Genomic DNA, 12109 nt, shown 5'->3' with positions numbered 1-12109 from the left:
TCGGGCCCGGCTAGGCCGTCGCGGGCTTCCACTCGAGCGGGTACAGCGAAGGGCGCTGCGCCGTGATCTGCACGTCCGACACGGTGGACCGGGAGTAGACCGACGCCGAGGTGTAGGTGACCGGGGCGAACCACGCCTGCTCGGCGAGGCGTGCCACGATCTTCTTCGTCAGCTCGCCCCGGGCCGCGTCGTCGACCGCGAGCGCCTGCTGATACCAGGCCTCGATCTGCCGGTCGGAGCTCTTGCGCGGGTTGAACTGCACCGACTTTGGCAGGAAGAGGTTCGGGCCCATCAGCACGACCTGGTTCATGCCATAGCCGATGACGTACGCGGCGAACTTCCCGGTCGCCATCTCCTTGAGGTAGTTCGCCGCCTCCGCCTGGTTGGAAATCCTCACCCGGACGCCGATCTGCCTGAGCTCGTCCGCGATCGCCTGCCCCATCAGGTTGGTGTTGGCGCTGGTCAGCACCGGCAGGTCGAAGCCGTCCGCGTAGCCCGCCTCGGCCATCAGCTGCCGCGCCCTGGCCACGTCGTAGTTGTAGAAGGTGGTGTCGTTGTAGCCGTCCATGCCCGGCGCGACGATCTGCTGTGCCGGGGCACCGTACTCACCGAACAGGCCCTTCGTGATCTTCTCCCGGTCCAGTGCGTGGTTGATGGCCTGCCGGACCCGTACGTCGCCAAGGGCCGGGACGAGATCGCCGGTACGGTCGGCGAACGCCAGGCCGGAGAAGGAGACCGGCGCGTGCCGCACGTCCAGGCCGGCGGCCTTGGCGGCTTCGATCGTGGTGGGGCTGCCGGGCATGACGTCGACCTGGCCGGTCTTGAGCGCCGCCAATGCGGTGTTCGGGTTCGGCAGGATCTTGACGACGACCTTCTCGTAGCGCACCGACGCCGTGTCCCAGTAGTGCGGGTTGGGCACGTACGCGTAGTGGTCGTTGGCGACGGTCGCCGCGGGGTCCAGCATGTACGGCCCCGCTCCGAACGACTCCGTGGCCAGCTTCTCGGGCCGCCGTAGCGCCTCGCCGCTGATCGGGCGGCCAGAGCCGCGGCTCTGCGTGAAGAGCGTGGGCAGCAGCGGGAACGGCTCGGACAGCGACAGCCCTACGGTGAGCTCGTCCACGGCCTCGACGGACGCGATCGGTGCCAGCAGCGGGACGATCTCGCCGCCGGCCTGTTTGGCGTACTCGATGTTCGCCTTGACGACCTCCGCGTTCAGTGGTGAACCGTCGCTGAACTTGACGCCGGGCCGCAGCGTCATCTCGAACCGCGTGTTGCCCGTGCCGACGTACTTCCACGATGTCGCCAACCGCGGCTGGAGGCTGCCGTCCGGCGCCCAGTACACCAGCGGTTCGTAGGCGGGCCACACGTACATCTGCAACGCGCCGTTGGTCTTCGCCGGGTCGAGGCTGTTAGGGCCGTATGTCTGTCCAATGGTGAGCGTCGTGGCCGGCCCGGACGGCGAGGTGCCGCCGCTGTCGCCGGAGCAGGCGCCGGCGAATACGGTCGCCGCGGCCGCCGCGCCGGTCGTCTTGAGCAAGGCGCGCCGGCTGACGCGGAACGGTCCGGGAACGGGGGTGCCTTTTCGTATCGGTGACATATGCGCTCCAAAGTGGAAGATTGCGGATCGCGGCCGGGCCGCGTCGCCCACGCCGCTCAGCTGAGCGGGACGAGCGGCACGTCCCATGCCTTCTCGTAGGTGGTGAGCCCGTCGATGGTCAGGGTCGCGCGCGCGTGCAGCGCAGTCTGCGTGCAGCGCAGCGTGACGTGGCCGGCGATCGTCTCGCCGGCATCGGTACGGACCGTGCCCGTGTGCATGGCCGTGACGACGGATTCCTCAGGGTGGTCGCGGCGCACCCGCGCCCGGACGTCCGAGTTTGTGGTGAGGCGGTGCCCGTCCGGCGTGAGCACCGGGCCGGTCTCACTGCCGACGCTGATCTCGACGCTGTCTGCGACCGGGGCACGGGTGAGCGCCCACCCGGCTTGCCGGTCGCGCCGGTCGGTCGGGGCGGTGCCGAGCGGCGGCACGTCCACCGGGCTGCCGGCGTCGTCGGCCACCGTGGCGAGAACCACGGCCACGGCGGTGACCTGGAAGGCCGCCGGCTCCGGCAGCGGGGTCAGCCGCGGGAAGTCGGCATCGCCGACCACGAGGCGAAGCCGGTGGCCCGCCCGTAGCCGGTACGCGGCGGCGCCGAGCGTCACCCGATGTTCGGCCGCCGGCGCGCCGGGACGGTGGATCCCGTCGGTCACGAACGTCGACCGGCCGTCGGGGTCCACGTCGGTCAGCCGTACGACCAGCCGCTGCGGCAGTGCACCAGTACCGGCGACCCGGACCGAGACCTCGGGACGGCCGCAGAGCAACACGTCGGCGGGCAACGGCTCGCTGGTGAAATGGAGGGCACGCATGTCGTCGGTGTGCTGGTCGAGCGGGCGGGCGGGGGCGGCGACGCCGCGCAGGCCGCTGAGCGCTCCGGCGGTCGGATCCGGGTCGTAGGCGGCGATCGGCGCGGGCGCGGTTTCCGCGCGGGGTGTGGTGCACAGGACCGTGCTGGCCCCGGTCCCCAGCACCAGTTGGTCCTTGCCGGGCGGCCACGCCTCGAACGCTCGCCACCCGGCGTTGTGGCCCCGCACATGGAGGACGACTTCGGGTTCGTCCATGAACCCGTCGTCGATACCGCGCAGCCAGCGGTTCCACCATCGCAGCGCGATGGCGAGAAAGTCGATGGGATCAGAGGGCGACTCGTGCGGTAACACGTGACCCCACGGGCCCATGATGAGCTTCTTGGGGACGGTCAGCTGTTCGTACGCGCGTGGCACCGCGTCTGCGTACGGGTCGTACCAGCCGCCCACGCACATCGTCGGCACGGTCACGGCGGTCGGGTCGACGGCGCGCTCGCGCCACCGGGGATCACCCGGCCCCATACTCGCCAACTCGACGAGGTAGGGCTCGACCTCGTGCAGCCGCCGGCGCCACCGGCGCTGCTCGGCCAGGGATGTGTGATTCCGAAGTGGCGGCAGGATCTGCTGGAGAAGCATCCGCCCGCCCCACGAGGCCAGTCGCAGGAAGTCGCCACGCTCGCCGGCCGGGTGCATGATGTCGTGCTCGACGTCCAGGGCGTTCTCCATCGCGATGATCGCCTTCAGCGCGGGCAGGCCCCGGCCGGCCGCGGCCATGGAGGTGAAGCCGCCGTGGGAGGTGCCCCACATGCCGACGTCGCCGGTACACCACGGCTGTGCCGCGGCCCACCGGATCGCCGCGACGGCGTCGTCGGTCTCGCCGGGCCCCCACGGCTGGTGCGGCAGGCCGTCGGACGACCCGACGCCCGCCTGGTTCACCAGCACGCAGGCGTATCCGTGCCGTGCAAGCCAGCGGTACGACGCATCGTGCGCGCCGCCGAGATCCGTGCGGTACGGAAGGACGGTGACCAGCGCCGGGACCGGTGTACCCCCGGCGGGCAGGAACAGATCGGCGGAGAGCGTGTAGCCGGGGTACGGTCCGGGCACGCGGGCGTCCCGGACGATCTGGATCTCGACAGTCGGTTCAGCGGTCGGCATCGTCGCGGCCCTCGCCTTCCTGACTCGCGGGCGGGCGGCTGCCCGCGACGGCGCCCTGCCCGTGCATGGCTTGGATCTCCGCGTCGCTGTATCCGAGTCCACTGAGGATCGATGTCGTGTCGGCGCCGATGTGGCTGTTTCCGCTCCAGCGCACCGATCCGGGCCGGCCGTCGACGACCGGGAAGACGCCCTGCATCTGGAGCATGCCGAGATCGTCGTCCGCGACCTGGACGATGCTGCCGCGGTCGCGAAAATGCGAATCGGCGAGGATGTGGGTCGCGTCGTAGATGGGGGCGATGGCGACGTCCCCCTGCCGCAGGGCGGTGACGACTTCCTGCTGGGTGCGCTCGCCTATCCACTTGCCCAGGATCGAGTCGATCTCGTCTCGGTGCCGCAGGCGGGCGGCGTTGGTGGCGAACCGGGAGTCCTCGACCATGTCAGGTCGGCCGACAATGGCGAAGAGCCGGGCGGTGACCGCCTGGGCGGCGCCGGACAGGGCCACCCACTGGTTGTCGCTCGTACGGTAGGCGTTGCGCGGCACTATCTGCGGCACCTTGTTGCCCATCCGCTCCTGGACGATACCGAGCTGGTCGTACTCGACGAGGTGGCTGCCGACGATCCACATCAACGGTTCGTACAGCGCGGTGTCGATACGGACCCCGACGCCGCTACGCTCCCGTGCCCACAGAGCACCGGCGACGGCGAACGCGGTGGTGACGCCGGCGATCCCGTCGGCGAGCCCGAACGGCGGCAGCAACGGCGGTCCGTCCTGCTCACCGCTGACCGCGGCGAACCCGCTCATTGACTCGGCGAGGGTGCCGAACCCGGGCAGTCCGCTGTACGGGCCGCGCTGCCCAAAGCCCGTGACCTCGGCCAGGATCAGCCGCGGGTTCAGCTCGTGCAGCACGGACCAGCCCAGGCCCCACGCGTCGAGCCGGCCCGGACGGAAGTTGGAGATGAGCACGTCCGCGGTACCGGCGAGCCGCCGCACCACCTCCTGCCCGGCAGGGTGGTGCAGGTCGATCGCGAGGTTGCGCTTGTTGCGGTTGACGACCTTCCACCACAGGGCGTGGCCGTCCTTGCGCGGCCCCCAGTGGCGTAGGTCGTCGCCACGCGGATGCTCGATCTTGATGACGTCGGCGCCGTGGTCGGCCAGTAGCGTCGCGGCCAGCGGCGCGGCGAACAGCGTCGACATGTCCAGGACGGTGCAACCGTCCAGCATCCCGCCGCGGCTCACGCCGGCGCTCCCTGCGGCACGGCCTGCAATGTCTTCTCCCAGCCCAAGTACCGGCCACTGGACGCGCCCAGCGACTCCGACAATGACCGGGCGGCCGCCAGCACCACCGGCGCGGCCTGGGCCCGCAGCGCCGGCACCCACCGGTGCACCGGCCCGGCCACGGTCAGCGCGCCGAAGACCCCGGTCTGGTCGAACACGGGCACGGAGAGGCCGGCGACCTCGGGGGCGTGGTCGCCATCGGTCGACACCACACCGGTCCGGACCGCCGCGTCGAGGTACGCGCGCACCTGGTCCGCCTCTGTCCCCGCCGCCTGCAGCACCTGCTCGCGTTGCGCCGGATCGACGAAGGCCAGGATCGCCTTGCCCGTCGGTCCGATGTGTAAAGCGAACGCCTCACCGATCGGCAACGCGCGCCGGATAACCCGCTCGCTCTCCACCCCGGCGACGCAGACCCGGCGGTCACCGATGAGCCGGTGGAAGCTGACCGTCTCCTCCGTGTGGTCGCGCAACCGGGTCAGCAACGGCAGCAGGATCACCCGCAACGAGGTGCTCGCCGCCGCGGCGCTCGCACCGAGCCGCACCATCGTCGGTCCCACGCTGTACAGGCGGGTCCGGTCGTCGCGCACCAGCCAGCCCCGCTCGGTCAGCATCGCGAGCAGGCGCGAGCCGGTGGACTTGTCCAGCCCCAACTCCCCGGCGACCGCCATGGCACTGACCGGTTCCCTGGCCGAGGTCACATGCTCCAACACCATCAACGCCTTCTCCGCCGCTTGACTCACTGCAGCCCTCTCATGTGGTGAGAATAAGTTTTGCCAGATGAGTAAGGGCACGTTAAGGCGGTGTTGCCGCGAACGCAAGAGCGAACCGATCGCCGCCTGTGGACTCATCGACACACGGGCTTCACAGTGATGAAACCTCTGAGCTTTTGGGGTACGTTAACGTCGGGTCGACGGTCCGTCAAGAAAGCTGGCGGGGCTGCCGGCCTCGAGCGCTCTTCGTGATCAAAATCAGGGTGGGGACGATGCCTGGCCGGAGTGGATCAGTGGCGACCGCGTACGACCGGCTCGCGGAGGCGATCCGCGACCAGATCCTCGCCGGAGAACTGCGTCCCGGGGATCGGCTTCCGACCGAGCCGGAGATGTCCAGCCGCTTCAAGGTCAGTCGCAGCACCGCCCGGGAGGCGCTCCGCGCCCTCGCGAGCCAGGGCTTCGTCACGATCCGGCGCGGCGTGGCCGGCGGAGTCTTCGTGGCGCCCCCCGATCCCGAACAGGTCAGCGAGACCTTGCAGAACTCCCTGGTGCGATTGACCGCCGGTACCCACGTGTCGATCGCGGCCCTGCTGGAGATGAGGGAGCTGCTCGAGGTGCCAGCGGCCGAGATGGCGGCCCTGCGCCACACCACGCAGGAGATCTCAGCGATCCGCCAGGCCCTGTTCGATCCCGACCAGGTCGATCCGGCGACGGTGTTCACCTCGAACCGCGACTTCCACATCGCAGTGCTGCGGGCCGCGCACAACCCGATGATCGAGATGGTCGTGGAGCCCATCTTCGCGGTGATCAAGGAGCGCCTCCTGCGCGACCGCGCGCCAGAGCGGTTCTGGCATCAGGTCGACGCCGACCATCGCGAGATCCTCGGCCACCTCGAGGCCCGCGACCAGGCGGGCGCGCGCGAGGCGGCCAGGGCTCACCTGAGGTACCTCACACGGACGTACAAGCGCATCGACCGCGAGCTGAATCCCGGCGATTGACCACCTAAACCTCAGAGGTTTATGCTCCCGGGCGACGCGACTCCGTCTGTTGATCATCGTCGCGTCGCGATGACGGGAGGGAACCGCAGTGACGATCAAGCCAGGCTGGCAGGGCCGCTTCTTCGAAGACTTCGAGATCGACGACGTCTACCAGCACCCCCTGGGCCGGACGATCACCGAGACGGACAACACCTGGTTCACGCTGCTGACCATGAACACGGCCGAGACGCACTTCAACGCCGAGACCGGCCGCTCCTCCGAGTTCGGCCGGTCGCTGGTGGTCTCGACCCTGACGCTCGCCATCACCGTCGGGCAGAGCGTCATCGACACGACGTTCAACGCGTTCGCCAACCTCGGCTTCGACAACGTGGTCCTCTCCCGGCCGGTGTTCGCCGGGGACACCTTGTGGTCCGAATCCATGGTGGTGGCGGTGCGAGAGTCCGCCAGTCGGCCACAGGCCGGTATCGTCACGATCAAGACGCGGGCGCTCAACCAGCACGGCGACGAGGTCCTGTCGTTTCTGCGCACCTTCTATGTGTACAAGCGCGGCGCGGAGGGCGCACGCCGCAGCTTCCCGACCGCCACGACACCGTTCACCGCGACGGCCGAGGAGCGGCCATGATGCCGCTGGCCGACATCCGCGTCATCGCCCTGGAACAGTACGGGGCCGGCCCGTTCGGCTCGGTGCACCTCGCCGACCTCGGCGCCGACGTGATCAAGATTGAGGACCCGGAGGCCGGCGGTGACGTCGGCCGGTACGTCCCCCCGTACGCCGACGGCGAGGACTCGCTGTTCTTCGAGACATTCAACCGAAACAAGCGCAGCATCGGCCTGGACATCCGCCATCCGCAGGGGCGCGCGGTCTTCGAAGACCTGGTCCGCAACGCCGACGCCGTGTACTCCAACCTCCGCGGCGACGTGCCGGCCAAGCTGCACATCCGGTACGACGACCTCAAGGAGGTCAACCCCCGCATCGTCTGCTGCTCGCTCTCCGGATTCGGAATGACCGGGCCGCGATCGGCGGAGCCCGGCTACGACTACGTGTTGCAGGGGCTCGCCGGATGGATGACGCTCACCGGCGAACCCGACGGGCCGCCAGCCAAGACCGGACCATCCCTTGTGGATTACAGCGGTGGCCTCGTAGCGGCCATTTCGCTGCTGGCAGGGGTCCACGCCGCCCGCCGCGACGGCGTAGGAATGGACTGCGATCTCAGCCTTTACGACACCGCGATGGGCATGCTGACCTACCTAGCGACATGGCACCTCAACGCCGGGTACGAACCAGGGCGCACACGCCGCTCGGCGCACCCGTCTCTGGTACCGTTCCAGGTCTTTTCCGCCAAGGACGGCTGGCTTGTCCTCGGGTGCGCGAAGGAAAAGTTCTGGCATCGTCTGGTCAAGGCGCTCGACCGGCCCGAGCTCGCCGGCGACCCACGGTTCGCCACCTTCAAGGACCGGGCCGTACACCAAGCCGAACTCCAGGACATCCTCGACGGTGTCCTGGCCACCCGGACCGTCGCACAGTGGCTGGACCTGTTACGCGCCGCCGCCGTACCCTGCGCGCCGGTCAACGACGTCTCCCAGGCCCTTGACGAGGAACAAACCGCCGCGCGGCGGCTCGTCGTAACTGCCGACCACCCGGTCTTCGGCCAGGTGAGGATGGTCCGATCGCCGGTGCGGGTCGGGATTGACCGTAGGCGGCACCATCGTGCGCCACGCCGCGGCGAGCACACCGAGGAGATCCTTACCGGCCTGCTCGGCTACGACCAGACCGTCGTCGAGCGGCTCCGGGCGGCGCACGTCTTCGGCGCGGAGCCGCCGGCCAGACCGGCTCCCTCCACAGCTGTGAGCGAACGGTGAACCCCGGATCCGGCGTCGACAACAGCCCTCCGGCGATTTTCGACGACCGTCCCCGGCGGTCGTGGCTCTTCGTACCCGCCAGCGACGAAGGCAAGCTACGCAAGGCGTGCGGACTCCGGTCCGACGTAGTGGTCATGGACCTGGAGGACGCGGTCGCCAGCGAGAGGAAGGCGGCCGCGCGGGCTGCCGCCCAAGACTGGCTGCCGGCATACCGCGGGCGAGCCGTGGCGGTACGTGTCAACGGCACCGGCTCCGGCCTGCTCGCCGACGACCTCACCGCCGTCGTCGCCGCGGGCCCTGGCGCGGTGATCCTGCCCAAGGTCCAGGATCCCAGCGAACTGGCGGAAGCCGACGCCCTCATCACCGGTGTCGAACAGGCCGCAGGCCTACCGACCGGCGCGGTCCGCCTCCTTCCACTGATCGAGACCGCCGCCGGCGTCGCCCGCTGCGACGACATCCTGGCCGGCGCACCACCGCGAGTCCTCACCGCGCTACTCGGGTCCGGCGACCTCACCGCCGACCTCGGCGTGGATCTCACGCCGGAGGCGGCGGAGCTTCAATATGCCCGCTCGAGGCTCGTGATCGCGGCCCGTGCCGCAGCCCTGACCGCACCGATCGACGGTCCCTGGACCTGGCTGGATGACCTCGAAGGCTTGGCCGGCGACTGCCGGCGGTCCCGGCGGCTCGGGTTCCAGGGCCGCATCACACTGCATCCCCGTCAGAACGAAACGGTCGACCTGGCGTACGCCGAGACGAGCCAGGAGGACGTACAGCGAGCACGCCGCATCGTGGCCGCCTTCGAGGAGGCTCGGGCACACGGTCAGGCCGCCGTGCGGGTCGACGGAAAGTTCGTCGACCACCCGATCTACCTACGCGCCCTCGAAAGCCTGCGCCACCACTCATAGCCATCACCGGAGACGCCAATGCCCGACAAGGCATCCATCGAGGTGCTCCGTGGCGTACGCGTCCCCACCTCGGAACCCGACGTCACGTTGTCCGCCGATCTGCACCGTCCCTCGTCAACCATGCAGTGCCGGCACTGCTGACCCTGCTGCCCTACCGCAAAGACCTGGCATCCGGCGTCGCCCACGACGCCTCGGCGCGCTGGTTCGCCGACCACGGCAAACGCCAGCCTGCTCGTCGACCTCGCCGGCACCGGCTCATCCGACGGCTCGCCCACCCGCGAGGTCTACCTGGACAACGTCCGGATACCCGCGTCCCGGATGATCGGGACACCCGGCACCGGCTTCGCCACCGCCTTGCGCACCCTGGACCACACCCGGGTGACGATCGCCGCGGGGGCAGTCGGCATCGGCCAAGCCGCCCATGACTACGCCCTCAGGTACCTCAAGCAACGCCGTCAGTTCGGCCGGCCGATCGCCGACTTCCAAGGCATACAGTTCATGCTCGCCGACATGAACGCCAGCCTCGCCGCGGCCAGGCAGCTGACCTACACGGCCGCAGCCAAGTCCGAACGCGACGAGCCGGACCTGACGTTCTTCGGCGCCGCAGCCAAGTGCTTCGCCTCCGACACGGCCATAGCTATTACCACCGACGCGGCCCAGTTGCTAAGCGGCTACGGCTACACCCGCGACTTCCCCTTGGAGCGGATGATGCGGGACGCGAAGATCACCCAGATCTACGAGGGCACCAACCAGATCCAACGCATCGTCATGGCCCGACGGCTACTCAAAGACACTCGCTAGCGCGCCGGCCACGAGTGCCTGCCGGACTGGTGCCCCCGCGGGGAGCACACGCGGTGATTGGTCGGCAGGTCACGGGTGGCTTAGAGTGATCACTCGGTTTGCCGCTGCGGGAGCACTGAGATGTCCCAGCCCCACCAATCGCCAGTCAAGCGCACCACGATCTATGACGTCGCCCGCGAAGCCGGCGTCGCGCCCTCGACAGTGTCGAGGGCATTCTCCAAGCCGAGCCGCGTCAACTCGAACACAGCCGCACGGGTTCGGCAGGTCGCCGAGCGACTCGGGTATCGGACGAATCCACTGGCTCGGGCACTCACCACGGCGCGCACCCATCTGATCGCTCTTGTCGTCGCCGACTTCACCAACCCGGTGTTCGCGCAGTTGGTCCAAGGGGTGCAGCAAGCCGCCGCTGATGCAGCGTCGACAACGGTGTTGATCGACGCACAGGAGTCGGACCGTTTGGAACGCGCCGCGCTGGAGCGGGCGCTGCCGATCGTCGACGGCGTCGTCCTGGCCAGCAGCCGCCTGTCGGACGCCGCCATCCGGATGATCTCCAAGCAGCGGCCGATCGTGGTCCTAAACCGGGATATTCCGGACATCCCCTGTGTGGTGACCGACAATCCGCATGGTGCCCGCCGGGCGGCCGAACACCTCAGAGAGTTGGGGCATGACCACATCACCTACGCCGCCGGGCCAGAGCCGTCGTGGGCGAACGGGATCCGCTGGCGATCCGTGCTCGAAGCGGCCACGGCACTCGACATCAAGATCCGCCGGATCGGACCGTTCAGTCCCACTATTGATGGCGGGAGGGCGGCGGCCGACGAGTTGCGCCGACGGCCCACGACGGCCGTGATCACCTACAACGACCAGATGGCAATAGGGCTCATCCGTGGTCTGAGCCAACTGGGAATCGACGTTCCAGGCGACGTCAGCGTGGTCGGCTTCGACGACATCGTCGCCGCCGACCTGGTCACTCCCCGACTGACGACCATCGCGGCGCCACTGTTCGCCCAAGGGGCGGCCGCCACGAAGCATCTGCTCACCATGATCGATGGCGCGACCGGACACACCGGGCAGCCGATGGTGCTGCCGGTCCGCCTGATCATCCGGGACTCGACCGCTCGGCGCTGTCCGGGGCGTCGGCCGAACCCGACGAAGACAACTCGTGGCAACCGGTTGCCACGCTAGTCCACGCCGTGCCGAAATGATCCGGTCGCGAGTTCACGAAGCTGTACAGCCGGAAGGTGACAAGCATGCATATCGCGTCCGCGGAAGTCCTCGTCACGAGCCCTGGACGAAATTTCGTCACGCTGCGCATCACCACATCGGACGGGCACGTCGGACTGGGCGACGCGACGCTGAACGGCCGCGAACTCGCCGTGGCCAGCTACCTGGCCGACCACGTCGTCCCGCTGCTGATCGGACGGGACGCGCACCGCATCGAGGACACCTGGCAGTACCTCTACCGTGGCGCGTACTGGCGGCGCGGACCGGTGACCATGGCGGCCATCGCCGCAGTGGACACCGCCCTGTGGGACATCAAAGCGAAGTCCGCCGGCCTTCCGCTGTACCAACTCCTGGGCGGTAGGTGCCGGACCGGTTGCCTTACCTACGGACACGCGAGTGGGAGGGACCTGCCCGAACTGTTCGACTCGATCCGGGCGCATCTGGGGCTGGGCTACCAAGCTGTGCGGGTGCAGACCGGCGTGCCGGGCATGGCGACGGTATACGGTGTGGCCTCGTCGGCGACCCCGGACGGTGGGGGACGCTACGACTACGATCCCGCCCGTCGAGCGCCCCGCCCGGTCGAGGAGACCTGGGACACCGCCGCGTACCTACGCCACATTCCGTCGGTGTTCGAGGCCGTCCGCGCCGAGTTCGGCCCTGAGCTGCCCCTGCTGCACGACGCACACCACCGCCTGACCCCCATCCAAGCGGCCAAGCTCGGCAAGCGACTAGCGGTGGTTTGTTAACTTCAGGGTGGAATGTACAGGTTTAGTGGGTGTCCAT

The 12109-nt window shown here is 69.1% G+C and carries 10 protein-coding genes and 1 pseudogene; 7 read left to right on the top strand and 4 right to left on the bottom strand.

Going from position 1 to position 12109, the window contains the following annotated elements; translation table 11 throughout:
• Nucleotides 1-10: 10 nt before the first annotated feature.
• From ACFFIA_RS42115 to ACFFIA_RS42100, 4 genes are all read right to left on the bottom strand, one after another.
• Nucleotides 11-1537: an ABC transporter substrate-binding protein gene (locus ACFFIA_RS42115; protein ID WP_377262796.1), complete on the bottom strand. Its 1527-nt coding sequence runs from the start codon at nucleotides 1535-1537 to the stop codon at nucleotides 11-13.
• A 116-nt stretch (nucleotides 1538-1653) separates the two neighbouring features.
• A complete protein-coding gene (locus ACFFIA_RS42110) occupies nucleotides 1654-3552 on the bottom strand; it encodes a CocE/NonD family hydrolase (protein WP_377262793.1) in 1899 nt (632 codons plus the stop codon).
• Nucleotides 3539-4789, bottom strand: coding sequence for a CaiB/BaiF CoA transferase family protein (locus ACFFIA_RS42105; RefSeq protein ID WP_377262790.1), 1251 nt, complete (start codon nucleotides 4787-4789; stop codon nucleotides 3539-3541). Before ACFFIA_RS42105 ends, ACFFIA_RS42110 begins: the two co-directional genes overlap by 14 nt.
• Nucleotides 4786-5676 (bottom strand): IclR family transcriptional regulator, encoded by an 891-nt coding sequence (locus tag ACFFIA_RS42100; RefSeq protein ID WP_377262788.1) that lies wholly within the window; start codon nucleotides 5674-5676, stop codon nucleotides 4786-4788. The genes ACFFIA_RS42105 and ACFFIA_RS42100 overlap by 4 nt, the downstream gene beginning before the upstream one ends.
• A 134-nt stretch (nucleotides 5677-5810) precedes the next feature.
• On the opposite strand from ACFFIA_RS42100, the gene ACFFIA_RS42095 reads away from it, so the two are divergent.
• The 7 genes and pseudogenes from ACFFIA_RS42095 (at nucleotide 5811) to ACFFIA_RS42065 (ending at nucleotide 12072) form a co-directional block, all read left to right on the top strand.
• Entirely contained in the window at nucleotides 5811-6536 is a 726-nt protein-coding gene (locus tag ACFFIA_RS42095; RefSeq protein WP_377262785.1) for a FadR/GntR family transcriptional regulator, read from the top strand.
• 88 nt (nucleotides 6537-6624) lie between these two features.
• The gene (locus ACFFIA_RS42090; protein WP_377262782.1) at nucleotides 6625-7158 is read left to right on the top strand and encodes a MaoC family dehydratase; all 534 of its coding nucleotides are present in this window, start codon (nucleotides 6625-6627) and stop codon (nucleotides 7156-7158) included.
• Nucleotides 7155-8396, top strand: a complete 1242-nt coding sequence (locus tag ACFFIA_RS42085) for a CaiB/BaiF CoA transferase family protein (protein WP_377262779.1) — start codon at nucleotides 7155-7157, stop codon at nucleotides 8394-8396. Before ACFFIA_RS42090 ends, ACFFIA_RS42085 begins: the two co-directional genes overlap by 4 nt.
• Complete coding sequence (locus ACFFIA_RS42080; protein WP_377262776.1) at nucleotides 8393-9301, top strand: HpcH/HpaI aldolase/citrate lyase family protein; 909 nt, start codon at nucleotides 8393-8395, stop codon at nucleotides 9299-9301. The genes ACFFIA_RS42085 and ACFFIA_RS42080 overlap by 4 nt, the downstream gene beginning before the upstream one ends.
• 264 nt (nucleotides 9302-9565) lie before the next feature.
• A pseudogene (locus ACFFIA_RS42075) lies at nucleotides 9566-10102 on the top strand (acyl-CoA dehydrogenase family protein); the annotation flags it as partial.
• 120 nt (nucleotides 10103-10222) lie between these two features.
• Nucleotides 10223-11287, top strand: coding sequence for a LacI family DNA-binding transcriptional regulator (locus ACFFIA_RS42070; protein ID WP_377262773.1), 1065 nt, complete (start codon nucleotides 10223-10225; stop codon nucleotides 11285-11287).
• A gap of 65 nt (nucleotides 11288-11352) precedes the next feature.
• Nucleotides 11353-12072, top strand: a complete 720-nt coding sequence (locus tag ACFFIA_RS42065) for an enolase-like domain-containing protein (RefSeq protein ID WP_512700744.1) — start codon at nucleotides 11353-11355, stop codon at nucleotides 12070-12072.
• Nucleotides 12073-12109 lie beyond the last annotated feature (37 nt).

The organism is Phytohabitans kaempferiae, from assembly GCF_042433955.1.
In the GTDB taxonomy this organism is placed as follows: domain Bacteria; phylum Actinomycetota; class Actinomycetes; order Mycobacteriales; family Micromonosporaceae; genus Phytohabitans; species Phytohabitans kaempferiae.
Note: the sequence above shows the minus strand (reverse complement) of the source record. Positions and strands in the feature narration are given on the sequence as shown.

Coding starts and splice junctions, on each gene's coding strand:
- ACFFIA_RS42100 (WP_377262788.1), bottom strand. CDS start 5,676: ATGAGTCCACAGGCGGCGATCGGTTCGCTCTTGCGTTCGCGGCAACAC.
- ACFFIA_RS42070 (WP_377262773.1), top strand. CDS start 10,223: ATGTCCCAGCCCCACCAATCGCCAGTCAAGCGCACCACGATCTATGAC.
- ACFFIA_RS42095 (WP_377262785.1), top strand. CDS start 5,811: ATGCCTGGCCGGAGTGGATCAGTGGCGACCGCGTACGACCGGCTCGCG.
- ACFFIA_RS42085 (WP_377262779.1), top strand. CDS start 7,155: ATGATGCCGCTGGCCGACATCCGCGTCATCGCCCTGGAACAGTACGGG.
- ACFFIA_RS42110 (WP_377262793.1), bottom strand. CDS start 3,552: ATGCCGACCGCTGAACCGACTGTCGAGATCCAGATCGTCCGGGACGCC.
- ACFFIA_RS42065 (WP_512700744.1), top strand. CDS start 11,353: ATGCATATCGCGTCCGCGGAAGTCCTCGTCACGAGCCCTGGACGAAAT.